At 66.4% G+C, this 23,474-nt stretch carries 22 protein-coding genes, 1 other RNA gene and 1 pseudogene; 13 read left to right on the top strand and 11 right to left on the bottom strand.

Annotated elements, in window-relative coordinates; all coding sequences use genetic code 11:
• Positions 1-32 precede the first annotated feature (32 nt).
• Together recR and AmiPiv_RS04680 are read right to left on the bottom strand one after the other, a co-directional pair.
• On the bottom strand, positions 33-638 hold the full coding sequence (recR, locus tag AmiPiv_RS04685) for a recombination mediator RecR (protein ID WP_340036135.1): 606 nt from the start codon (positions 636-638) through the stop codon (positions 33-35).
• Between the two features lie 254 nt (positions 639-892).
• Positions 893-1,441: pseudogene (locus AmiPiv_RS04680) on the bottom strand (cell wall hydrolase); the annotation flags it as partial.
• A gap of 192 nt (positions 1,442-1,633) precedes the next feature.
• On the opposite strand from AmiPiv_RS04680, the gene AmiPiv_RS04675 reads away from it, so the two are divergent.
• Complete coding sequence (locus tag AmiPiv_RS04675) at positions 1,634-2,674, top strand: zinc-dependent alcohol dehydrogenase family protein (protein ID WP_340036134.1); 1,041 nt, start codon at positions 1,634-1,636, stop codon at positions 2,672-2,674.
• A 114-nt stretch (positions 2,675-2,788) separates the two neighbouring features.
• Here the strand turns inward: AmiPiv_RS04675 and AmiPiv_RS04670 are convergent, their stop codons facing one another.
• The 4 genes from AmiPiv_RS04670 to AmiPiv_RS04655 all read right to left on the bottom strand — a co-directional run bounded on the left by AmiPiv_RS04670 (position 2,789) and on the right by AmiPiv_RS04655 (position 5,681).
• Complete coding sequence (locus AmiPiv_RS04670) at positions 2,789-3,112, bottom strand: YbaB/EbfC family nucleoid-associated protein (protein WP_340036133.1); 324 nt, start codon at positions 3,110-3,112, stop codon at positions 2,789-2,791.
• Between the two features lie 18 nt (positions 3,113-3,130).
• Positions 3,131-4,960 carry a DNA polymerase III subunit gamma/tau gene (locus AmiPiv_RS04665; RefSeq protein WP_340036132.1) on the bottom strand — a complete coding sequence of 610 codons (1,830 nt, stop codon included), beginning with the start codon at positions 4,958-4,960 and terminating at the stop codon, positions 3,131-3,133.
• A gap of 117 nt (positions 4,961-5,077) precedes the next feature.
• Positions 5,078-5,174: signal recognition particle sRNA small type (gene ffs / locus AmiPiv_RS04660), an RNA gene on the bottom strand.
• Positions 5,175-5,240: 66 nt separating this feature from the next.
• Complete coding sequence (locus AmiPiv_RS04655) at positions 5,241-5,681, bottom strand: DUF1772 domain-containing protein (protein WP_340036131.1); 441 nt, start codon at positions 5,679-5,681, stop codon at positions 5,241-5,243.
• A 127-nt stretch (positions 5,682-5,808) separates the two neighbouring features.
• On the opposite strand from AmiPiv_RS04655, the gene AmiPiv_RS04650 reads away from it, so the two are divergent.
• From AmiPiv_RS04650 to AmiPiv_RS04640, 3 genes are read left to right on the top strand one after another with little or no spacing between them, the layout of a single operon-like run.
• On the top strand, positions 5,809-6,228 hold the full coding sequence (locus AmiPiv_RS04650) for an HIT domain-containing protein (protein WP_429098050.1): 420 nt from the start codon (positions 5,809-5,811) through the stop codon (positions 6,226-6,228).
• A 37-nt stretch (positions 6,229-6,265) separates the two neighbouring features.
• On the top strand, positions 6,266-7,213 hold the full coding sequence (gene nudC, locus AmiPiv_RS04645) for an NAD(+) diphosphatase (RefSeq protein ID WP_340036130.1): 948 nt from the start codon (positions 6,266-6,268) through the stop codon (positions 7,211-7,213).
• Between the two features lie 49 nt (positions 7,214-7,262).
• A complete protein-coding gene (locus AmiPiv_RS04640; RefSeq protein WP_340036129.1) occupies positions 7,263-8,144 on the top strand; it encodes a bifunctional helix-turn-helix transcriptional regulator/GNAT family N-acetyltransferase in 882 nt (293 codons plus the stop codon).
• A gap of 130 nt (positions 8,145-8,274) precedes the next feature.
• Here the strand turns inward: AmiPiv_RS04640 and AmiPiv_RS04635 are convergent, their stop codons facing one another.
• Positions 8,275-9,138, bottom strand: a complete 864-nt coding sequence (locus tag AmiPiv_RS04635) for a prephenate dehydratase (RefSeq protein WP_340036128.1) — start codon at positions 9,136-9,138, stop codon at positions 8,275-8,277.
• Between the two features lie 16 nt (positions 9,139-9,154).
• A complete protein-coding gene (locus AmiPiv_RS04630; protein ID WP_340036127.1) occupies positions 9,155-9,883 on the bottom strand; it encodes a 3-deoxy-manno-octulosonate cytidylyltransferase in 729 nt (242 codons plus the stop codon).
• A 201-nt stretch (positions 9,884-10,084) separates the two neighbouring features.
• On the opposite strand from AmiPiv_RS04630, the gene AmiPiv_RS04625 reads away from it, so the two are divergent.
• The 9 genes from AmiPiv_RS04625 (at position 10,085) to AmiPiv_RS04585 (ending at position 20,351) form a co-directional block, all read left to right on the top strand.
• The gene (locus AmiPiv_RS04625; RefSeq protein WP_340036126.1) at positions 10,085-10,765 is read left to right on the top strand and encodes a c-type cytochrome; all 681 of its coding nucleotides are present in this window, start codon (positions 10,085-10,087) and stop codon (positions 10,763-10,765) included.
• 151 nt (positions 10,766-10,916) lie between these two features.
• Positions 10,917-12,809, top strand: coding sequence for an extracellular solute-binding protein (locus AmiPiv_RS04620; RefSeq protein ID WP_340036125.1), 1,893 nt, complete (start codon positions 10,917-10,919; stop codon positions 12,807-12,809).
• A complete protein-coding gene (locus tag AmiPiv_RS04615; RefSeq protein ID WP_340036124.1) occupies positions 12,806-14,677 on the top strand; it encodes an extracellular solute-binding protein in 1,872 nt (623 codons plus the stop codon). Before AmiPiv_RS04620 ends, AmiPiv_RS04615 begins: the two co-directional genes overlap by 4 nt.
• A gap of 156 nt (positions 14,678-14,833) precedes the next feature.
• Positions 14,834-15,937 (top strand): microcin C ABC transporter permease YejB, encoded by a 1,104-nt coding sequence (locus AmiPiv_RS04610; RefSeq protein WP_340036123.1) that lies wholly within the window; start codon positions 14,834-14,836, stop codon positions 15,935-15,937.
• Entirely contained in the window at positions 15,937-17,079 is a 1,143-nt protein-coding gene (locus tag AmiPiv_RS04605; RefSeq protein WP_340036122.1) for an ABC transporter permease, read from the top strand. Before AmiPiv_RS04610 ends, AmiPiv_RS04605 begins: the two co-directional genes overlap by 1 nt.
• Before the next feature lie 49 nt (positions 17,080-17,128).
• On the top strand, positions 17,129-17,377 hold the full coding sequence (locus AmiPiv_RS04600) for a type II toxin-antitoxin system VapB family antitoxin (protein WP_340036121.1): 249 nt from the start codon (positions 17,129-17,131) through the stop codon (positions 17,375-17,377).
• Positions 17,374-17,766: a type II toxin-antitoxin system VapC family toxin gene (locus AmiPiv_RS04595; RefSeq protein WP_340036120.1), complete on the top strand. Its 393-nt coding sequence runs from the start codon at positions 17,374-17,376 to the stop codon at positions 17,764-17,766. Before AmiPiv_RS04600 ends, AmiPiv_RS04595 begins: the two co-directional genes overlap by 4 nt.
• Entirely contained in the window at positions 17,763-19,391 is a 1,629-nt protein-coding gene (locus AmiPiv_RS04590; RefSeq protein WP_340036119.1) for an ABC transporter ATP-binding protein, read from the top strand. The genes AmiPiv_RS04595 and AmiPiv_RS04590 overlap by 4 nt, the downstream gene beginning before the upstream one ends.
• A 15-nt stretch (positions 19,392-19,406) precedes the next feature.
• The gene (locus AmiPiv_RS04585; protein WP_340036466.1) at positions 19,407-20,351 is read left to right on the top strand and encodes a 2-hydroxyacid dehydrogenase; all 945 of its coding nucleotides are present in this window, start codon (positions 19,407-19,409) and stop codon (positions 20,349-20,351) included.
• Positions 20,352-20,552: 201 nt separating this feature from the next.
• Here the strand turns inward: AmiPiv_RS04585 and AmiPiv_RS04580 are convergent, their stop codons facing one another.
• The 3 genes from AmiPiv_RS04580 to AmiPiv_RS04570 all read right to left on the bottom strand — a co-directional run bounded on the left by AmiPiv_RS04580 (position 20,553) and on the right by AmiPiv_RS04570 (position 23,352).
• Entirely contained in the window at positions 20,553-21,413 is an 861-nt protein-coding gene (locus tag AmiPiv_RS04580; RefSeq protein ID WP_340036118.1) for a C40 family peptidase, read from the bottom strand.
• The gene (locus AmiPiv_RS04575; RefSeq protein WP_340036117.1) at positions 21,410-21,760 is read right to left on the bottom strand and encodes a MarR family winged helix-turn-helix transcriptional regulator; all 351 of its coding nucleotides are present in this window, start codon (positions 21,758-21,760) and stop codon (positions 21,410-21,412) included. Before AmiPiv_RS04575 ends, AmiPiv_RS04580 begins: the two co-directional genes overlap by 4 nt.
• Before the next feature lie 227 nt (positions 21,761-21,987).
• Positions 21,988-23,352, bottom strand: a complete 1,365-nt coding sequence (locus AmiPiv_RS04570; protein WP_340036116.1) for a leucyl aminopeptidase family protein — start codon at positions 23,350-23,352, stop codon at positions 21,988-21,990.
• Between the last annotated feature and the right edge of the window lie 122 nt (positions 23,353-23,474).

Genomic DNA, 23,474 nt, shown 5'->3' with positions numbered 1-23,474 from the left:
TCTCATCCAGCCTCCCTGCAAGCCAATTAAAGTCAAAAGGCGGTGCGCGACTTGAGCGCCGCGGCAAGCGTTCCTTCGTCGAGATAGTCGAGCTCGCCGCCCACCGGCACGCCATGCGCCAGCCGCGTCACCTTGACATCGAAGCCGGAGAGCTGGTCGGTCAGGTAATGCGCCGTCGTCTGGCCCTCGACGGTAGCGTTGACGGCGAGGATGATCTCGCTCACCCCGCCCTCGGCCACGCGGGTGACGAGCTGCTTGATGGTGAGCTGGTCCGGCCCGACGCCGTCGAGCGGCGACAGCGTGCCGCCGAGCACGTGGAAGCGCGCGTTCATGGCGCCTGCCCGCTCCAGCGCCCAGAGGTCGGAGACGTCCTCGACCACGATGATGGTCGAGGGATCGCGCCGCGGATCGGTGCAGATCATGCAGGGGTCGGAGGTATCGACATTGCCGCAGGTCGAGCAGACGCGGACCTTGTCGACCGCCTCGCCCATGGCGGCCGCCAGCGGCGCGAGCAACTGCTCCTTCTTCTTGATCAGGTGAAGCGCGGCGCGGCGGGCCGAACGCGGGCCCAGCCCCGGCACCTTGGCCAGGAGCTGGATCAGGCGTTCGATCTCGGGACCGGCGATTCGCTTGGACATGCGAGGGGTATAGAGCGAGTAGGGAACAGTGAGTAGTGAATAGTGAAGGATGCCAGGCGGCAGACCCGTCTTCCCCTACCCACTGCTGACTATTCCCTATTCGCTCAATCTATCGGCCGGTCCTGGCTGGCGATCAGCGCGCCGATCGCATCGGCCTGCTGCGGGCTCGCCTGGAAGGACATGGCGCTCGCGAGCGACGCGTCGGTTCCGGCCGAGGCCACGGTGACGGGCCCGTTGTCGTCCACGCCGGGCAGCGCCTGCGGCGCGGCCGAGGCCACCACCGTCTCCGGCTCGGCCGGAAGGCGAGGCCGGTTGCGGCTGCGCTTCTCGTAGAAGGCATTGCCGCCGGCAACCGCCGTGTAGAACATGTTCTTGTAGGGGAACTTCAGCCCGGCGGTGTGGAAGAACATGACGTTGGGCGTGACCTTGGGATGGCGCTCGCCCTTGAGCACCGCGTCGGCGGCGGCCTGCACGTCGGGCAATGCCTTGGAGTTCATCGGCTTGGACAGGACCCCGGGCGCGAACTGGTTCTTCTGGCCGACGACGCCGCAGACCGTGTCGCCATAGTCGCCCGACTTCAGCCGGTTCATGACGACCGAGCCCACGGCGATCATGCCGTCGCGGCTGGATCGGTTGGATTCGAAGAACATGGCCCGGGCCAGGCATTCCTTGTCCCTGGCACTGTAGCCATAGGACCGGACCGAGCTGGTGGTGAGCCCATCCGTCAACTTGCTGGTGGTGCAACCGGACACGACGAACAGGGCTGCGGCGACGCCGACGAAAATCGGCATCTTCCCTCTCATGGCGATCAAAAGCGCCCCTCTCCAAAGCCCGCCACGAACCCCGGAATGAGGCTACAATCCTCTATTTTCGGGCAAAAAGATGGCCGAATGCCGATTGGGCGATCAGGCGGGGGTCGCGAAGCCCCTCTTCGATCGTCTAGGATCACCGGCGAGGCCGCCTGGGGCGGCGCTCCTGTCCAGGAAAAGATCGCCATGAAAGCAGTGCTCTTCGAGCAGTTCGGCCAGGCCCCCACGGTGCAGAGGGTGGCGGACCCGACGCCCGCGCCGGGCGGCGTGGTCATCAAGGTGGAAGCCACCGGCCTATGCCGCAGCGACTGGCACGGCTGGATGGGACATGACCCCGACGTGACCTTGCCGCATGTGCCGGGGCATGAGCTTGCGGGCGTCGTTGCGGCCGCCGGGCCGCTGGTCACGCGCTGGAAGGCCGGCGACCGCGTCACCGTTCCCTTCGTCGGCGGCTGCGGCCGCTGCTTCGAATGCACATCGGGCAATCACCAGGTCTGCGAGCATCAGTTCCAGCCAGGCTTCACCGCCTGGGGCTCGTTCGCCGAATATGTCGCAGTCGATTTCGCCGACACCAATCTGGTGCGGCTGCCCGACAGCATGGACTTCGTCACCGCCGCCAGCCTCGGCTGCCGGTTCGTCACCTCATTCCGGGCGGTCATCGACCAGGGCCGGGTCAAGCCGGGCGAATGGGTCGCCGTTCACGGCTGCGGTGGCGTCGGCCTCTCGGCGATCATGATCGCAGCCGCCGCGGGCGCCAACGTCATCGCCATCGACCTCTCCGACGACAAGCTCGATTTCGCGCGCAAGATGGGGGCGGTCGCGACCGTCAACGCCGCGCGTGAAGGCGACGTCGTCGGCGCCGTGCGGGAGCTGTCAGGCGGCGGCGCGCATCTGTCGCTCGACGCGCTCGGCCACCCCGCGACCTGCTTCAATTCGATCGCCAATCTCCGCCGCCGCGGCCGCCACGTCCAGGTCGGGCTGATGCTCGGCGAGCATGCCCACCCGAAGATCCCGATGGACAGAGTGATTGCCCACGAGCTCGAGATCCTCGGCAGCCACGGCATGCAGGCGTTCCGCTACCAGGCGATGATGGAGATGATCGAGGCGGGCAAGCTCGCGCCGCAGCTGCTCGTCGGCAAGCATATCAGCCTCGACGAAGCGCCGGCAGCGCTGATGGCGATGGACAGGTTCGAGGGGCTGGGGATCAGCGTGGTGACGCGGTTCTAAGGGGCGAGTAGCGAGTAGCGAGTAGCGAGTAGCGAGTAGCGAAGGTTCGCCGAGGCGGCCCGAACGGCCAAGCCTCCCCTATTCGCTACTCACTATTCCCTATTCGCTCTTTTCTCAGAACGGCAGCTTCATGCCGGGCGGGATCGGCAGGCCGGCGGTCAGCGCCTTGGTCTTTTCCTGCATCGCCGTCTCGACCTTGGCCTTGGCGTCGTTGTGGGCGGCGACGATCAGGTCCTCGATAATCTCGCCCTCGCCTTCCTTGACCAGCGACGGGTCGATCTTCAGCGCCTTCATCTCCGACTTGCCGGTCAGCGTCACCGTCACCAGGCCGCCGCCGGACTGGCCGGTCATCTCGAGCTGGGCGATCTCTTCCTGCATGGCCTGCATCTTGGCCTGCATTTCCTTCGCCTTGCCCATAAGGCCGAGGAGATCCTTCATGGTCTTGTCCTTTTCGTCTCAGAACGGGTCGTCGTCGTCATTGTCGAGACCGATGCCCGGGTCGGGCTGCGGCTCGGCGTCAATATCGGCATCGGCTGCCTCCGGCGTCGTCGGCAGGCGCACGTCGATGATCTTGGCGCCGGGAAAGCGCGCCAGGATCGCAGCCACCGTCGGGTCCGCCTTGGCGTCGGTCAGGGCGACCTCGCGCTTGGTGGCCTCGATCTCGGCGAGCGTCGGCCCGCCTTCCTCCTTCGACAGCGACACCAGCCAGTGGCGGCCGGTCCAGGCCTTCAGCTTGACGGTGAGGTCGTTGAGGAAAGTCCTGGGCGCATCGTTGGTCAGGCTGACTTCCATGTGCCCCGGTTCGATGCGGACCGGCCGCACGGCGCGGCGGATCAGCACCTTGAAGGCCATCTCGCGATTGGCTTCGGCGAGATTGGCAAGGTCGTTGATCGACCTGACCGGCACCGCGTCGGCCACGGGCTCGGGTTCTGGCGTCGGAGCGACGAAGGCCACGGGCGCCGGCGCGCTTTCCACCAGCCGCATCGCCTGGCCGCCGCCATTGGTCACCGGCATGCGCGCCTGCGACACGGCAGAGGCGCCTGGGCCGCCATTTCCACCGCCGGCGGGCATGCCGCCGTTTCGCGGGCTGCCCGACGGCTGCTGTGGCGCGTCGCCAAGCGATTTCAGCGCCTCGTCAAGCGTGGGCAGGTCGGCGGCGTGCGCCAGCCGGATCAGCACCATTTCGGCGGCACTCACCGGCCGGTTGGACGATTGCACCTCCGGGATGCCCTTGAGCAGCATCTGCCAGGCACGGGCCATTACCCGCACCGACAGGCTCCGGGAGAATTCCAGGCCGCGGTTGCGCTCGTCCTCCGACAGCGAGGCGTCGTCGGCCGCCGATGGCACGAAGCGCAGGCGGGTGACGAGATGGGTGAATTCGGCGAGGTCGTTCAGCACGGCCACCGGATCGGCGCCGGTGTCGTACTGGGTCCGCAGTTCGCCCAGCGCCGCCGCGACATCGCCCTTCATGACGTTCTCGAACAGGTCGACCACGCGGGCGCGGTCGGCGAGGCCGAGCATGGCGCGCACGGCTGCCGCCGTCACCCTGCCGCCGCCGTGGGCGATGGCCTGGTCGAGGATCGACAGCGAGTCGCGCGCCGAGCCTTCGGCGGCGCGGGCGACCATGGCGAGTGCCTCGTCCTCGACCTCGATGCCTTCCTGGCGGGCGATGTTCGAGAGATGGCCGACGAGCTTGCCGGCGTCGATGCGGCGCAGGTCGAAGCGCTGGCAGCGCGACAGCACCGTGATCGGCACCTTGCGGATTTCGGTCGTGGCGAAGATGAACTTGACGTGGGGCGGCGGCTCCTCGAGCGTCTTCAGCAGGCCGTTGAAGGCCTGCGTCGAGAGCATGTGCACCTCATCGATGATGTAGACCTTGTAGCGGGCCGACACCGGCGCATAGCGGACGCGGTCGATGATGTCGCGGATATCGTCGATGCCGGTGTGGGAGGCGGCGTCCATCTCGATGACGTCGACGTGGCGGCCTTCCATGATCGCCTGGCAGTGCTCGCCGGGCACGGTGAGGTCGACGGACGGACGGTCGATGTCCGCGGTCTTGTAGTTCAGCGCGCGGGCGAGGATGCGGGCGGTGGTGGTCTTGCCGACACCGCGGACGCCGGTCAGCATCCAGGCCTGGGCGATGCGGCCGGTGGCGAACGCGTTGGTCAGCGTCTGCACCATCGGCTCCTGGCCGATGAGGGCCGAGAAATCTGCCGGGCGGTATTTGCGCGCAAGGACGCGATAGGCGCCGTCCTTGCTCTTGTTGGTCTGTCCGGCTTCGCTCATCCGCCCCGTTCGCCCGTTGGTCCTGGCGCCCCTGCCCGACCGCTGTCGGGTCGATTCCGCGAGCGAGTTTCGCCCGCACGGCTGGACGCCGTCAATGACGCGGAGAAGGGCGAAGAGGCGGGAGGCTGGAACAATGACCCGTTCCGGGCTCGTTAGGGCTGCTTCCTTCCGGACCTGACCCGGTTGGCGAGTGGATCGTCCACCACCAACCTCCCAACCTCCATATCGGCAATTGTTCGGCCAAATGCAAGAGCCAAGGCCAGGGGTGAGCCAAAGCGCCTCAGAAACCCCGTGCACCGAGGGCCCAGAGGTAGGCAACCGTCGCCGCGCATCCCAGGGCGGTGCGCACGGCGTGCAGCGTGCCCCAGCGGATGATGAGCGTGCGCGAGGCCGTGCCGGCATCTACGCTCGAGATCGCCTCGATCTTTCTGTTGGTGGGCAGGATGACCAGCAGCGTATAGGGCCAGTTGGCGAGCATCAGCACGGCACCGACGATCCAGCGCCAGTCGACCGCGAGCCATGCCGCGAGCAGGCCGAGAAGCCCCGACGCCACGGCCAGGCTCGCCTGCATGGCGAAGCCCCTGGCGTAGCTCGGCTTCCATTCTTCGAGCAGATTTTTGTCGTCAAGACCGAGACGAGCGGGCTGTTCGGCGAAATTGATGTAGAATGCCGCTCCAGCGAAGGCCGCCGCGCAGGCGAGTGCGATCTGACCGGCCAACATCGCGCACCTCCGTTCAGTGCATTCCACACCATATCGCATCGGCGCATTGCATGGCATCCAATCTCAATGATTCGCTTGCAGCCGTTGCAGGCACGCTCTAGCTTTTGGAAAAACAAGGGAAACGCCAATGATGTCGGGGCTCAAGGCCGGGTTTGCGCTGGATTCGCGTCTCGACACGGACAGCGAGCCGCTGATGTGGCTCGGGCTGTGCGAATTGCGCGTCATGAACGACCAGCGCTGGCCCTGGCTGATCCTGGTGCCGCAACGCCCCGGCATCGAAGAGATCCACGACCTGACCCCGCTCGACCAGGCGATGCTGACCTTCGAAAGCAACATGGTGGCGCACGCGCTCAAGCGCGCGACCGGCTGCGCCAAGATCAACAGCGGCGCGCTCGGCAACGTCGTGCGGCAGCTGCACTTCCATGTCGTGGCGCGCTCCGAGGGCGATCCCGGCTGGCCCGGCCCCGTCTGGGGCCATGGCGTGCGCGAGCCATATCGGCGCGACGACCTGCACCGGTTTGCCGAGAGCATCAAGGCTGCCCTATAACGGCACCCCCCGTCCCAGCACCCCCAGAGTCTGCCCAATGCCCTTCAGCCTGTTCAGCGCGCCCGAGCGCGAAGCGAGCCATTTTCTCGGCTTTGCCGGCAATGTGATCGAACGCCAGTCGGAAAAGCGCAGCGACGATGCCGCCCGCCTGGCGCTGACGGAGCCGGAAGCGCGGCTGTTGCTGATCGCGCCGGGGCGCCTGGTGCTCGACTTCGGCAATGGCGCGGCAAACCCGTATTTCACCCTGGCCGCGGCGCAGGCGCTGGAAGCCGCCCTCGACGAGGCCGTGCTGCTCGGGCGCGCGGACGGCTCCGCCATGCTCGCCGTGCCGGCCGCCGCGGAGGGCGAGAGCCTGCCCGAGCGGTTCAAGGCGATCGACTTCCGCTCGATACACGCCCAGGGCCTCATCGACGGCGCCGGCCTCGGCGCCCTGGCGCAAGGGGCGGCCCTCCTGGCGTGGCACGCCAACCACCGCTTCTGCGGCCGCTGCGGGGCGGCCACCGAAATGCGCGCCGGCGGCTACAAGAGGGTCTGCACCGGCTGCTCTGCCGAGCACTTCCCGCGCACCGATCCGGTGGTGATCATGCTGACGGTTTCCGGCGACAAGTGCCTGCTCGGGCGAGGCCGGCATTTCGCAGCCGGCGTCTATTCGGCGCTCGCCGGCTTCGTCGAGCCGGGCGAGACGATCGAGGCGGCGGTTCGCCGCGAGACGCTGGAGGAAGCCGGCATCCGCCTCGGCCGCGTGGTCTATCACGCCAGCCAGCCCTGGCCGTTCCCGTATTCGCTGATGATCGGCTGTTTCGGCGAGGCCCTGAACGAAGACATCGTGACCGACACTGCCGAGCTCGAGGACTGCCGCTGGTTCTCCCGCACCGAGGTCCGGCAGATGCTCGCCGGCACGCATCCAGCCGAGCTCAAGGTGCCGGCGCGGCACTCCATCGCGCATCAGCTCATCCGCGCCTGGGCGGAAGATATACCTGACTGAAGTCAGATACCAACTTGCCGCCGGCGGGATATCTGACTATAGTCAGGCAATGACCTCGTCGCAGATCTCCCGCATCCACAGTTTTAATCGCGCCGTGACCCGCCGCGTCGGCGCCCTGGAAGACAGCTATCTGAGCCGCGGCCGGCCGCTTGGGCTCGCCCGGCTGATCTTCGAGATCGGCCAGGATGGCGCCGCGCTCAGCGCGCTGCGCGCGCGGCTGGGCCTGGATTCCGGCTATCTCAGCCGGATGCTTCGCCAGCTCGAGACGCAGGGCCTCGTCAACGTCGCGAAACTCGAGGCCGACGCCCGCGGCCGACGGGCGACGCTGACCGAGCGTGGGCTCGCCGAGTACCGGGCCTATGAGGCGCTGTCGGACGGGCTTGCGAATTCCATGCTCGCGCCTTTGTCGGAGCAAGCGCGCGAGCGCCTGGTGACGGCCATGGGGGAAGTGGAGCGGCTGCTCGCGGCGGCCTCGATCACCATCGAGGAGGAACCGGCCGACAGCGACGACGCGCAACAATGCCTCATGCGCTACTTCGAGGAACTGGCGGCCCGCTTCGAGGAGGGGTTCGATCCCGGCAATGGTGGAAGCGCAGGCACGGAGGAGTACCGCGCGCCAAAGGGCAGCTTCGTCGTCGCCCGCCTCGACGGCGAGGCGGTCGGATGCGGGGCCGTCCGCCTGCTCGACGGCGGAGCCGCCGAGATCAAGCGCATGTGGGTGGCGCAGTCGGCCCGCGGCTTCGGCCTCGCCAGCCGCATGCTCCATCACCTGGAAGCGGTCGCCGCCCGGCTCGGCGCGCGCTCGGTCTGCCTCGACACGAACCGGGCGCTCAAGGAAGCGCAGGCACTCTACAGGCGCGAGGGCTACATGGAGATCGACCGCTTCAACGACAATCCCTACGCGGACCACTGGTTTTCGAAGCAGCTTTAAGCATTTTGCAGCCAGACGAAACTCGTCTGGCGTCGCACAAATGCGGCCAAGAAAAACAACCGGAGCGGCGGAATTGCATTCGTCGGAATGCCCGCCGCTCTACCGCCGGACTTGCCCGATGGTCGCCGCCTCAGTCGGCGACCTTCCACTCCTCGCGCGAATCGCTCGCCGGATAGACGCCGAGGATGCGGACCTCGCGGGAGAAGAAGCGCAGCTCCTCCAGCGCGTGCGCGACGCCCTGATCCTCGGGATGGCCTTCGATGTCGGCATAGAACAGCGTCGCGGTGAAGGCGCCGAGCTGGTAGCTCTCGAGCTTGGTCATGTTGACGCCGTTGGTGGCGAAGCCGCCCATCGCCTTGTAGAGGGCTGCCGGCACGTTGCGGACGCGGAAGATGAAGGTGGTCATCATCTTGGCTTCCGGGCTCGGCCGGTCGACCCACTGCTTGTTCTTGGTCAGCACCACGAAGCGGGTGACGTTGGTGTCGGTGTCCTCGACATTCTCTTCGAGGATATCGAGGCCGTAGAGCGAGGCTGCGAGCCGCGGCGCAAGCGCCGCCATGGTGCGGTCCTTGACCTCGGAGACCAGCTTGGCGGCTCCGGCCGTGTCGCCGGCCACCATCGGTTTCCAGCCGTTCTTGCGGATGTACTTGCGGCACTGGCCGAGCGCGTGGATGTGGCTGTGCACGGTCTTGATCTCGGCGCGCTGCACGCCCGGCAGCACCATCAGCTGGAAATGGATCGGCAGGAAATATTCGCCGACGATGTGCAGCCGCGATTCCGGCAAGAGGTGATGGATGTCGGCGACGCGGCCGGCGATCGTGTTCTCGATCGGGATCATGGCGAGGTCGGCCTTGCCGGTCTCGACCGCGCTGAAGGCATCCTCGAAGGTCGCGCAGGGCAGCGGCTCCATGTTCGGGAACATGTTGCGGCAGGCGGTGTCGGAATTGGCACCCGGCTCGCCCTGGAAGGCAATCTTGTTGGTCGTCGTCGGCATGGTCGGCCTGTCTGTTCTATTGGGAAAGGATTTCGCGGGCGCGTTCGAGATCTTCGGGCGTGTCGACGCCGAGCGGCACCGACGAGACGATCTCGGCATCGATGCGCATGCCGGCCTCGAGCGCCCTCAACTGCTCCAGCCGCTCGCGCTTCTCCAGCGGCGACGGGCCGAGCTTGACGAAGCGCTCCAGCGCTTCGCGGCGATAGGCGTACAGCCCGATATGGTGGTAGAGCGGCCCGTCGCCCCAGGGCGCCGTCGCGCGGGTGAAGTAGAGCGCCCTGAGCCGGCCCGGCGAAAGCTGCGAGCCGACGATCTTGACGACGTTCGGGTTGGTCTTCTCCTCGTCGCGGGTGATCTCGACGCCGAGGGTGGCGATGTCGACGGCTGCATCCTCGAACGGCCGGAAGGCGGCGCGGATCAGCTCGGGGTCGATGGTCGGCAGGTCGCCCTGGACGTTGACCACCGTCTCGACCTCGCCCCTTGGATCGAGTGACTTCAACGCCTCGAAGATGCGGTCCGAGCCCGACTCATGGTCGGCGCGCGTCATCACCGCCTCGAAGCCGTTGGCCCTGACGGCCGCGGCCACCGCCTCGGTGTCGGTCGCCACCACGACGCGGCCGAGGCCGCTTTCGGCGGCGCGTGCTGCGACATGCACGATCATCGGCCGGCCGGCGATGTCGGCCAAAGGCTTGCCGGGAAGGCGCGTCGAAGCCATGCGGGCGGGGATCAGGACAAGGGTCTGCATGGCTCGGGCTGCTGTCTCCAAATGCTTTGGAAAGTGTCAAAACGTCTCACTGGAAGCGCCCTTATATGTGTTGCAACTGACAAGCAAAAGACCTAGTTTCCGCGCGATTTGACCCGGCCCCGGCCGGGCGCTAGACGATACCGACGAACGGCGACGGTCGCAGAGGATGGCGAACCAGCCGGATAAGGGAGCCAGGGGCGTATGGACTCATTCGAATTCAACAAGGTGCTCGGCGCCCTGCTCGGAACGGCTTTCGTGGCCTTCTCGATCTCGATCGTGTCGGACTCGATCTTCGCCTCTCCGGTCCCGGAGAAGCCGGGTTTCGCCATCGAGGCGGCCGAAGAGGGCGGCGCAGCTGAAGGCGGCGGCGCAGCCGCTCCGGCCGCCGTGCCGATCGCCCAGTTGCTCGCGGCAGCCAATGCCGAGGCGGGTGCGGCCGTGTTCAAGAAGTGCGCCGCCTGCCACTCCATCGAAAAGGGCGGCCCCAACAAGGTTGGCCCCGACCTCTGGGGCGTCGTCAACCGTCCGATCGCCTCGCACGAAGGCTTCGCCTATTCGGGCGGCATGAAGGAATTCTCGCAGGGCAGCTCTGTGGTCTGGGACTTCGAGCACCTCAACAACTTCCTGACCTCGCCCAAGGCCTACGTCAAGGGCACCGCAATGGGCTTCGCCGGCGTCAAGAAGGACGACGAGCGCGCCAACCTGATCGCCTACCTGAACTCGCAGTCGGACAGCCCGGCGCCGCTGCCCGAGGCCGGCGCTGCCCCGGCCGCTACGCCCGCCGCCGCCCCAGCCGAAGGCGCCGCTCCCGCGGCCCCGGCCGAAGGCGCTGCCCCGGCTGCCCCGGCCGAAGGTGCAGCCCCCGCGCCGGCTGCCAAGTAAGCAAATCGTCGCTTCGCTTCTTGAAAAAGCCGGGTTTCGCCCGGCTTTTTTGTTGCCTGACGAAAACGTGCGATGACAATCGCACGGCGTGTGGTTTCCATGCGCCCAATTGAATTAGAGTGTTCCGAAACACCGAAGCCAGGGGATCGCAATGAAGGCATGCCTCAACCGGACGATTGCAGCGGCGGGGCTTGCCGTGCTGCTTGTCTCGGGCGCACTCCTGCCGGCCTCTGCCGCCGAACCCGGCTGGCACACGAGCTCGTCGCTGATCGGCACTTCCAAATATGGCGACGACTTCAAGCGCTACGACTACGTCAATCCTGACGCCCCCAAGGGCGGCACGCTGAACACCACTGTCGCCGGCACCTTCGACAGCTTCAACCCCTATATCGTCCAGGGCAATCCGGCTGCGGGCTTTGCCGGCTTCGGCGGCGGCCTGCTCTACGACACGCTGATGGAACAGTCGGTCGACGAGGGCAGCGTCAGCCATCCGCTCGTCGCCGAAGCCTACAAGTATCCCGATGACTTTTCGTCGGCAACCTACCGCCTCGACCCGCGCGCCAAGTGGCACGATGGCAAGCCCATAACGGTCGAGGACGTCATCTGGTCCTTCAATGTGCTGAAGACCAACAGCCCGCTCTACAACAAGTACTACGCCAACGTGACCGAGGCAGTCGCGACCGGCGAGGGCGAGGTGACGTTCCGTTTCGACCAGAAAGGCAATCGCGAGTTGCCCAAGATCATGGGCGACCTCGTCGTGCTGCCGAAGCACTGGTGGGAAGGCACCGATGCCAATGGCAAGAAGCGCGACATCGGCCGCCCGACGCAGGAGCCGCCGCTCGGCTCCGCCGCCTACAAGATCTCAAGCTTCAAGGCGGGCACGGAGATCGTCTGGGAGCGCGTGCCCGACTACTGGGGCGCGCAATTGCCGGTGAAGATCGGCCGCGAGAATTTCGACAAGCGGCGCTATACGTATTTCCTGGATGACAATGCCGCCTGGCAGGCTTTCGGCAAGGGCGGCTTCCAGGATTTTCGTGCGGAATCGAGCGCCAAGCGCTGGGCAACCGAGTATACATTCCCGGCCATCCAGGCTGGCGACGTCACCAAGGCCGAGTACCCGACGACGTCGGGCCAGCCGATGCAGGCCTACGTGATGAACACGCGCCGGCCGCTGTTCGAGGATCCGCGCGTGCGGAAGGCCATCACCATGGCCTTCGACTTCGAGACCATGAACCGCACGCTGTTCTACGGCTCATACACGCGCACCGACAGCTATTTCGAAGGTGGAGAGCTGGCTTCGAGCGGGATTCCGCAAGGCAAGGAACTCGAGATACTCGAACCCTTCCGCGACAAGCTGCCGCCCGAACTTTTCACCCAGGAGTTCAAGCTGCCGCTCTATGACACGCCGCAGGCCGGTCGCGAGAACCTGCGCGCTGCGGTGCAGATGTTCAAGGAAGCCGGCTGGGTAAATCGCGGCGGCAGGTTGGCCAACGAAAAGACCGGGGAGCAGTTCCGCATCGAATTCCTCGGCAGCGACCCAACCGACGAGCGCGTGGCCACGCCCTTCATCGACAGCCTGCGCCGCCTGGGCATCGACGCCACGTTGCGCATCATCGACGAGAGCCAGTACATCAACCGCACCCGCTCGTTCGATTTCGACATGCTCGCGCTGTCGAGCTTCGCCCAGTCCCAGTCGCCCGGAAACGAGCAGCGCGACTTCTTCAGCTCCAAGGCGGCAGACACGCCGGGATCGCGCAATCTGGCCGGAATCAAGAACCCCGTCGTCGACGCCCTGGTCGACAGGGTCATCTTTGCGACCGACCGCGACGACCTGATCGCGGCCACTCACGCGCTCGACCGTGTGCTCCTGTGGAACTACTACATGGTCCCGCAATGGCATCTCGGGAAGGTGCGCGCCGCCTACTGGAACAAGTTCGGCATTCCCGAGAAGCAACCGGGCTACATCGGCGTCGACATCGACTCCTGGTGGATCGACAAGGACAAGGAGGCGGCACTCGCCGCCAAGTACAAGGGGGTCAATTGAGCACGCGCCTGCCCCGCCGCGACTTCCTGGCGCTGGGCGTCGCGGCGGCTGGCCTGCCCTTCCTGCCGGGCCGGTCCTTTGCCGCCAGCCCCACCGGCACCGGCCTGCACGGGCTCTCGGCATTCGGCGACCTGAAATACAGTCCCGACTTCCGGAATTTCGACTACGTGAATGTCGATGCGCCCAAGGGCGGCACCTTCAACTTCTCGCCGCCCAGCTGGGTCTTCAACCAGAGCCCGTTGACCTTCAACACGCTCAACACCTTCGTCAGCCGGGGCGACAGCCCGCCGCGGATGGATATGTGCTACGATTCGCTGATGGTGCGGGCACTGGACGAGCCGGACGCGATCTACGGCCTCCTGGCCAAGACCGTCACCATCTCGGACGACCACAACTCCTTCGACTTCGAGCTGCGCCCGGAGGCACGCTTCCACGACGGCACACCCGTCACTGCCGAGGACGCCGCCTATGCCTTCAACCTGTTCAAGCAGGACGGCCATCCGAGCCTGCTCCTGCCGCTCAGCCGGCTGCAAGAGGCCAAGGCAGTCAACCAGACAACGCTGCGGCTCACCTTCGACGGCAAGCAGTCGGACCTCAACATCCTGGACGTCGCGACCTACCCCATCCCCGCCAAGGCCTTCTTCGAAGCCAATCCCTTCGACGCGTCGCAGCTCAAGGCGCCGCTCGGATCGGGCCCCTACAAGGTCGGCCGCTTTTCCGCCGGGCAGGTGATCGAATTCGAGCGTGTGCCGGACTATTGGGCGCGCGACCTGCCGGTCAACCGCGGCCTCTACAATTTCGACCGCATCCGCATCGAGTTCTACCAGGACAGGCAGGCCGCCTTCGAGGCCTTCAAGAAGGGCGACATCTACTATCGCCAGGAGGCCACCTCGCGCATCTGGGCGACGGGCTACGATTTTCCCGCCTTCAAGGCAGGCAAGGTCATCAAGCGGGAATTTCCGGGCGAGAAGCGGCCGATGATGCAGGCGACCGCGCTGAACCAGCGCCGCGAACGCTTCCGCGATCCGCGCGTGCGCCGGGCGATCGCGCTCTGCTTCGACTTCGAGTGGACCAACCGCAACCTGTTCTACGGCGCCTATCAGCGCTCGCAGTCGACATTCGAGAAGTCGGACTTCCGCGCCGAGGGCCTGCCCTCGCCCGCCGAACTGGCGCTGCTCGAACCGCTGCGCGGCAAGATACCGGCGGAAGCCTTCGGCGAGGCGGTGCTGCAGCCGCCGTCCGACGGTTCGGGACGCGACCGCACGCTGCTCGGGCAGGCGTCGCGGCTGCTCGCCGAGGCAGGCTGGGCGCGCAAGGGTGGAAGCGTGGTGAACGCGAAGGGCGAAAGGCTGACGCTCGAGGTCCTCGTCGACGACGACATCTTCGTGCGCGTCTATTCGCCGTGGATCGAGAACATGCGCGCCATTGGCATAGACGCCTCGGTCCGAATGGTCGATTCGTCACAATACCAGGCGCGTCAGACGAGCTTCGACTACGACGCCATATCGACCGCGGCTTCGTTTTCCGCCACGCCGAGCCGCGACGAAATGGACGGCCTGTTCCATTCGCGCTCGGCCAAGCTGCAGGGCTCGACGAACCTGCCGGGCACGGCCGACCCTGCCGTCGACGCGCTGATCGACGCCGTGGGCGCGGCCAAGGACCGCGAAGCGCTGACGGTCGCCATGCGGGCGCTCGACCGGGTCTTGCGCGCCCGGCAAGACTGGATTCCAAATTGGTTTTCGGCGAATCACCGTGCCGCCTTCTGGGACATGTTCGGCTTCAAGGAGCCGAAGCCGGATTTCGGCTTTCCCGTCGAGGCGATGTGGTGGTTCGACAAGGACAAGGCTGCACGTATTGGCAAGACCTGAGATGTTGCGCGACGCTACACCCTCCCCCTTGTGGGGAGGGTCGGCGAACCGTCTGGGCGAAGCGAAGACCGTGAGACGGGGTGGGGGTGCCATCCTGGGCTCACCCCGCTCCGCTGCGCGGATCCACCCTCCCCGCAAGGGGGAGGGTGAAACCTGATGGGCGCCTATATCCTCCGCCGCCTGCTGCTGATGATCCCGACCCTGTTCGGCATCATGGCGATATCGTTTGCCGTGGTTCAGTTCGCGCCGGGCGGCCCGGTCGAGCAGGTGATCGCCAAGCTGACCGGCCAGGGCGGCGACGCCGGCGACAGGCTGTCGGGCGGCGGCGGCGACGTCGGCGCGACCAACTTCGACCCCACCGCCGGCGAGGCCACCTCGAAATACCGGGGCGCGCAGGGGCTGGACCCGGAATTCATCGCCAAGCTGGAAAAGCAGTTCGGCTTCGACAAGCCGCCGCTGGAGCGTTTCGGCCTGATGCTGTGGAACTACGCCCGCTTCGATTTCGGCGAGAGCTACTTCCGCGACATCTCAGTGCTGGACCTGATCCTCGAGAAGATGCCGGTGTCGATCTCGCTCGGCATCTGGATCACGCTCTTGTCCTACCTCATCTCGATCCCGCTCGGCATCCGCAAGGCGGTGAAGGACGGCTCGACCTTCGACATCTGGACCAGCGGCGTGGTCATCGTCGGCTACGCGATCCCGGCATTCCTCTTCGCCATCCTCTTGATGGTGCTGTTTGCCGGCGGGTCGTTCTTCAACTGGTTCCCGCTGCGCGGCCTCACCTCCGAGAATTTCAGCGAGTTGTCGCTCGGCGGTAAGATCGTCGACTATCTCTGGCACGTCACGCTGCCGCTGGCGGCGCTCGTGCTGTCGGCCTTCGCGACCACGACCTTGCTCACCAAGAACTCGTTCCTCGACGAGATCCGCAAGCAGTATGTCGTCACCGCCCGCGCCAAGGGCCTGTCGGAACGGCAAGTGCTCTACGGGCACGTGTTCCGCAACGCGATGCTGATCGTCATCGCCGGCTTCCCCGGCGCCTTCATCTCGGCCTTCTTCACCGGCTCGCTGCTGATCGAGAACATCTTCTCGCTCGACGGGCTCGGACTGCTCGGCTACCGGTCGGTGCTCGAACGCGACTATCCAGTGGTCTTCGCCAACCTCTACATCTTCTCGCTCATGGGCCTGGTCGTCGGCCTGATCTCCGACCTCACCTACACCTGGATCGATCCCCGCATCGACTTCGAGCGGAGGGACGTCTGATGACTGCGACCGATGCCGCAGCGGCGCCAGCCAGGCGCCCCCGGCTGTCGCCGATCAACCGGCGGCGCTGGCAGAACTTCAAGGCCAACCGGCGCGGCTACTGGTCGCTCTGGATCTTCCTGGTCCTGTTCGTGCTGTCGCTGTCTTCCGAGTTCATCGCCAACGACCGGCCGCTGCTGATCCGCTTCAAGGGCGAGTTCTTCTCGCCGATCGTGAGCGACTATCCGGAGGAGACGTTCCTCGGCGCCGACGGCTTCCTGCCGATCACCGACTACCGCATGGCGGTGGTGCAGGACGCGATCGCGGCCAACGGCTGGGCGATCTGGCCGCCGGTCCGCTATTCCTACCGCACCACCAACAACGAGATCCCCGAGGCGGCCCCGGCCAAGCCGTCGTGGATGTACGCCAAGGACGTGCGCTGCCAGCGCTATGCCCAGGGCGTCGACGACCCCAACTGCACCATGGGCAACTGGAACTGGCTCGGCACCGACGACCAGGCCCGCGACGTGCTCGCCCGCGTCATCTACGGCTTCCGCATCTCCGTCCTGTTCGGCCTGATCCTGACGGCCGGCTCGGCGCTGATCGGCGTGTCGGCAGGCGCACTGCAGGGCTATTTCGGCGGCTGGACCGACCTTTTGTTCCAGCGCTTCATCGAGATCTGGTCGGCGATCCCGGTGCTCTACCTGCTGCTGATCGTGGCCGCCGTGCTGCCGCCGGGATTCTTCATCCTGCTCGGGCTGATGCTGCTGTTTTCCTGGGTGTCGCTGGTCGGCGTGGTGCGGGCGGAGTTCCTGCGTGCCCGCAACTTCGAATATGTGAACGCGGCGCGCGCGCTCGGCGTGCCCAACCGCACGATCATCTTCCGCCACCTCCTGCCCAACGCCATGGTGGCGACGCTGACCTTCATGCCCTTCATCCTGAACGGCTCGATCTCGACGCTGACCTCGCTCGACTTCCTCGGCTTCGGCCTGCCGCCCGGCTCGGCCTCGCTCGGCGAACTGCTCAAGCAGGGCCAGCGCAACCTCAACGCGCCCTGGCTCGGCCTGTCCGGCTTCGTGGTGATATCGCTGATGCTGTCGCTGCTCATCTTCGTCGGCGAAGCCACGCGCGACGCTTTCGACCCGAGGAAGACGTTCAAGTGAGCGGGCGCCCATGGTATAATTTCTTGAGTTTTCTACCATGGAGCCGGACATGGGTATGAACATCAAGAATGAGCGGGTGGAACGGCTCGCCAGGGAACTGGCGGCCGAAACGGGCGAGACGATGACTTCGGCCGTTCAAGTTGCTCTGGAGGAGCGGCTGGAACGCCTGCGCAAGGACAGGGACGTGGCGGAAAAGCTGCGGCGCATAGACGAGATCATTGCGCGGTCCGGCCCCACCCCGCCGGGTCTCACCAGCGATCACTCCGATCTCTACGGTGATGACGGGCTGCCCGCATGATTGTCGACGCATCGGCCTTGCTTGCTATCCTGCTGGCGGAAGATGACAGCGACCGCTTCAAGCGGCATATTGCCTCGACCTCCGGCCCACATGCGATGTCGCCGGTCAATTACCTCGAAGCTGCAGTCCGTGTGGACCGGTTTCCAGCGGCAGCCAAGTCGACCGAACTGGATAATCTGATCGGTGCTCTCGACGTCCGCATAGTGGACGTCACCTCCGAGCAGGCCCGCCTCGCCCGCGAGGCCTACCAGAAATTCGGCAAGGGCAACCACGCAGCCAAGCTCAACCTTGGCGACTGCTTCGCCTATGCGCTGGCCAAGGCGCGGCGCGAGCCGCTGCTGTTCAAGGGCGAAGATTTCCGCATGACCGACATCGAGGCCGCCATTTGACCTCCCCCCTGCTTTCCGTCCAGGACCTCTCGGTCGCCTTTTCCAGCGGCGGCCTGACCACGACGGCCGTCGACCGCATCTCCTTCGACATCGCCAAGGGGGAGACGCTGGCGCTGGTCGGCGAATCCGGCTCGGGCAAATCGGTCTCGGCGCTGTCGGTGCTGAAGCTCCTGCCCTATCCGCCGGCGAGCCACCCCACGGGCCGCATCCTGTTCGACGGGCAGGACCTGCTGTCCCTGGACGAGAAGGCGTTGCGCAAGGTGCGCGGCAACAAGATCACCATGATCTTCCAGGAGCCGATGACCTCGCTCAACCCGCTGCACACGATCGAGCGGCAGATCGTCGAGATCCTCGCGCTGCACCAGGGCATGGGCGACAGGCAGGCGCGGGAACGAACCATCGAACTGCTCGAAGAGGTCGGCATCCGCGAGCCCAAGAAGCGGCTCGACGCCTATCCGCACCAGCTGTCCGGCGGCCAGCGCCAGCGCGTGATGATCGCCATGGCGCTCGCCAACGAGCCCGACCTGCTGATCGCCGACGAACCCACCACGGCGCTCGACGTGACGGTGCAGGCGCAGATCCTCGAGCTGCTCGCCAAGCTCAAGGCCCGCAAGGGCATGTCGATGCTGTTCATCACCCACGACCTCGGCATCGTCCGGCGCATCGCCGACCGGGTCTGCGTCATGACCAAGGGCCAGATCGTCGAAAGCGGGCCGACGAAGGAGATCTTCGCCAACCCGCAGCACGGCTACACCAGGCACCTCCTGGCAGCCGAGCCGAAGGGCAAGCCGCCAGCGGCGAACGCCGCGGCCAGGACGGTGATGTCGGGCTTGGAGGTGAAGGTCTGGTTCCCGATCAAGCAGGGCTTCTTCCGCAAGACCGTCGACCATGTGAAGGCGGTGGACGGCATCGACGTCGCCGTGCGGGCCGGCCAGACGGTCGGCGTCGTCGGCGAATCGGGTTCCGGCAAGACGACGCTCGGCCTGGCGCTCACCCGCATGATCTCGTCGAAGGGCCGGATCGACTTCGACGGCCGCGAGATCGACAAGCTCAGCTTCAACGCCATGCGCCCGCTCCGGCGCGAGTTGCAGATCGTCTTCCAGGACCCCTACGGTTCGCTCAGCCCGCGCATGTCGGTGGCCGACATCATCGAGGAAGGGCTCAAGATCCATGAGCCCCGTCTCACCACCGGCGAGCGCGACGGCCGCGTGGTGGAGGTGCTGCGCGAGGTCGGCCTCGACCCCGAAACCCGCTTCCGCTACCCGCACGAATTCTCCGGCGGCCAGCGCCAGCGCATCGCGATCGCGCGCGCCATGGTGCTCAAGCCGCGCTTCGTCATGCTCGACGAACCGACGTCGGCGCTCGACATGAGCGTGCAGGCGCAGGTGGTGGACCTTTTGCGCAACCTGCAGGCCAAGCACGACCTCGCCTATCTGTTCATCAGCCACGACCTCAAGGTGGTGCGGGCGCTGGCCAACCACGTCATCGTCATGCGCAACGGCAAGGTGGTCGAGGCCGGACCGTCCGAGCAGATTTTCGAGCGGCCGCAAACCGACTACACTCGGGCGCTGATCTCGGCGGCGTTCAAGATCGAGACCGCGCCGACCGGCGTGGTCAGCGAATAGCAGGGCATGAAGCACATGGCGGGCAAGGGCAAAATCCTTCTTTCGATCACCGGTTTCAACCCGCAGCGCTGGTACGAGATGCTGTCCGAAGATCGCGAGGTGGTGCTCGAGCCGGACGGCGCCGCCGACCCATCGATCGAATATGCGGTGGTGTGGAAGCAGAAGCCCGGCGTGCTCGCCAAGCTGCCCAATCTCAAGGTCATCTTCTCGATCGGCGCCGGCGTCGACCATGTCTTCGCCGATCCGAACCTGCCGCAGGTGCCGATCGTACGGGTGGTCGCCGACAATCTGACGCAATACATGACCGAATACGTGCTCTGGCGCGTGCTCGACCATCACCGCCAGGGCCAGCTCTATCGCGCCCAGCAGACGAAGAAGATCTGGCACGAGCCGCCGCAACGCCCGGCCGAGGACATATCCGTCGGCATCATGGGCCTTGGCAACCTCGGCCGCTCCGCGGCCCGGGCGCTCACCGCCGTCGGCTTTCACGTCAACGGCTGGAGCCGTCGGCCGCAGGAGATGCCGGGCGTCGCCACCTTCAGCGGCGATGCCGGGCTGGTTCCCTTCCTCAACGCCACCGACATCCTCGTCGTGCTGCTACCGCTGACCGAAGCCACCAGGGGCATCGTCAACTATGGCCTGCTCAAGGAACTGCGGCGGCGCAACGGGCTGGGCGGGTCCGTGCTCATCAATGCCGGGCGCGGCAGGCTGCAGCGCGATGCCGACATCTTGCGCGCGCTCGACGACGGCACGCTGAAGGAAGCGAGCCTCGACGTCTTCGAGGTCGAGCCGCTGCCCAAGACCAGCCCGCTGTGGTCGCATCCGAAGGTGTTCGTGACGCCGCACGCGGCCGCGACCTCAGACCCGGCGCACCTTGTCGCGCCGATGCTCAAGCAGATGGAAGCCTTCGAGCGCGGCGGCCCGCTGGAAAACCTCGTCGACCGCGCAGCGGGATATTGAGGCACTTGCCCTTCTCCCCTTGCGGGAGAAGGTGCCCCGAAGGGGCGGATGAGGGGTGCTGGACGGAGCGCGATGTTTCAGGTCGGTCGCCTGTCAGTCCGCGCCGCGCTCCACGGCTCTGAAAAGCCGGAACCGCTTCAATCGTGTCGGTAGAAAAAGACGAGGTTCGCGGAGAACGTCTCCACGATCAGAAAGCTCGTCCTAAGGCCGCCGGAACCCCGTGGGGCCGCCATAGAGGTAGCCGATGCGGGCGATGGCCTCGCTGAGGCCCTCGCGGGCGACCGTCATCGTGTGCCCGTTGGCATGGATCATGTTCGCCGCGTCGGTCATGATCGCGACATGGCCCTTCCAGAACACCAGGTCGCCGCGGCGCAGCGCCGAGTGATCCGGGCCCGGATCGAGCGGGGTACCCAGCGCCCCGGCCTGCATGTCCGAATCGCGCAGCACGTCGCGTCCGGCCATGTGCATCGACAGCTGCACCAGTCCGGAGCAGTCGATGCCGAAGGCGCTGGAGCCGCCCCAGAGATAGGGCGTGTCGATCAGCCGCTCGGCCACAGAAACGAAGTCGTCGGCAAGCGTGCCGATTGGGGCCAGGTGCTGCAGCACGATCGCCTCGCCGGACGGCAGCAGGCCGTAGCGCGTGCCGCGCGTCTCGGCCTCGCCCGTGACGGTCACGCGCGAACCGATCGACAGGGCGCGGACGCGCGGCAGCTTCATGTCCGGGCCGGGGTAGACGAAGCTGCGCGGCGCCGTCACCACATGCGTCGGATCGGCGCCACGCGGGGCAAGGTCGGCCGCGGAAACATAGCCGACATAACCGTCGCGCTCGGCCTGGAGCCAGGCAAAGCCCCCGGCCTCGTCGAACACCAGCACGTCGTCGCCACAGAGCAGTTGGGTGTTGAGCCCCGCGTCCGGCCGGGGCGCCTTGCGCACGTCGGCGACGGGTACGGCGACGCGGGCCGGACGGCCGGCAACGAAGCGCTCGGCCGCAACCTCCCCTTCGAGGCGGGCATCTGCAAGGTCGGGGCGGAAGGCATGGAGGCGGTTGTCGCGGGCAGTCAAATCGGCAGCTCCTTGGCTTTGGCGATGATAGCATCGCCCAGACGCTCGACATAGAGAGCGCCCTCCACCGTGCGGCGGACGAGCACGTTGCGCTTGTCGAGTTCGTCGCGGTGGCGCGACACCAGCTTGAGCGCGCCCATGGTGTCGAGGGCGCGGGTGATGACCGGCTTGCTGACGCCGAGCCTGGCGGCCAGCCCCCGCACCGTGTGCGGCGGCGGGTCGAGATAGATGGTCAAAAGGATCGCCATCTGGCGCAGGGTGAGGTCGGGCGCGTCGTCACGCACCTCGGACAGGGCAAACTGCTGCAGCAGCCTCAGCGACTGGCTCGGACGCAACGCGATCGGCATGGCGCCAGCATCCACGGCAATTGTTTCGGTTCCGTTTCATTCAAGGGCCATTTTGTGGCGATGGCAAGGCGCTCAGCGTTCTGTCTGTGCAAGCGTGTCGCCCCTCATCCGCCTGCCGGCACCTTCTCCCCGTAAGGACGGGGAGACGGGACAAGCGGGCACGTCGGCGCCCCCCTCTCCCCGTTCTTCACGGGGAGAGGGTAAGGGTGAGGGGCAGCTTCCAACTGTTATGCAAACCGCGCCGCAATGACCCTTTCGAGCGCCCGGATCGCCTGGGCTTCGCCGCCGGCGGGGCCGTAAGCGCGGTCCGCCGGGTTCCAGGCGAAGATGTCGAAATGCGCCCAGCACGCCGTCTTCTCGACGAAGCGCTTCAGGAACAGCGCGGCGATGACGGAGCCGGCGAAACCGTCGGTGGTGACGTTGTTCATGTCGGCGACCTTGGACGAAAGCTTCGTGTCGTAGGGCTTCCACAAGGGCATGCGCCAGATCGGGTCCTCGACCGCAGCAGACGCAGCCGCGAGTTCGCCTGCGAGCGCCTCGTCGTCGGTATAGAAGGGCGGCAGGTCGGGGCCGAGCGCGACGCGGGCGGCGCCGGTCAGCGTCGCCATGTCGACCAGCAGGTCGGGCTGTTCCTCGTCGGCGAGTGCCAGTGCGTCGGCCAGCACCAGGCGGCCCTCGGCGTCGGTGTTGCCGATCTCGACGGTCAGGCCCTTGCGGCTCTGCAACACGTCGCCGGGGCGGAAGGCACTGGCCGAGATCGCGTTCTCCACCGCAGGGATCAGCACGCGCAGCCGGACGTTGAGCTTCGCCGCCATGATCATCGAGGCGAGGCCGAGGACATTGGCAGCTCCGCCCATGTCCTTCTTCATCAAGAGCATGCTGGACGCAGGCTTGATGTCGAGGCCGCCGGTGTCGAAGCACACGCCCTTGCCGACGAGGGTGACCTTCGGCGCCGCTTCCGATCCCCAGGTCAGGTCGATGAGCCGCGGCGCATCGGCCGAGGCGCGGCCCACGGCATGGATCATCGGGAAGTTCTTGTCGAGCAGGTCGTCGCCGAGGGTCACGCCGACCTTGGCGCCATGGCTGGCCGCAAGCTTGCGCACCGCCGCTTCGAGGGCCGACGGCCCCATGTCGTTGGTCGGCGTGTTGACCAGGTCGCGGACGAGGAAGATCGAGTCCGCCAGGCGGCTCAGGCGGGCGGCATCGGCGCCCTCGGGCAGGACGAGGCCCACATCCTTGCCCGGCTTCTTGCCGTAGCGGGTGAATACATAGCCGCCAAGCGCCACGCCGAGCGCCGCAAGCTCGGGATGTGCCGGCCGGGTGGCGAAGTGCCAGCTGCCCTGCGGCAGGCTGCGGGCGAGCGCGCCAAAACCGAGGCCGTTCTCCCGCTGGCCGGTACCGAACAGAACGCCGGCCAGCTTGCCGTCTGCTCCGGGAATCGCGAGCACTTTGCCGGCATCGCCGGCAAAGCCGTTGGCCTCCGCCCAGGCAAGGACCGACTGCGCCAGCCCGGCGCTTTCCAGGCCATCCTTGGCGACGAGGTGGATCGGCAGGGAATCGGCTGTTTTCTTGTCGAGCAGTTCGACCGGCATTTCGGCTTCCTTCGATATCGGACGGCATGGGCGCTAGGCGCTCTTAACCATCCGTTAGGGTTAACAGATTATTTCTCCAAGGCGGGGAAATGGCCGGCAAACGGCCACGCGGACCAATGGAG

Origin of the sequence: Aminobacter sp. Piv2-1, assembly GCF_037625995.1 — a bacterium.
Classification (GTDB): domain Bacteria; phylum Pseudomonadota; class Alphaproteobacteria; order Rhizobiales; family Rhizobiaceae; genus Aminobacter.
The sequence above is the reverse complement of the archived record's forward strand: the minus strand, read 5'-3'. Positions and strand labels throughout refer to the sequence as shown.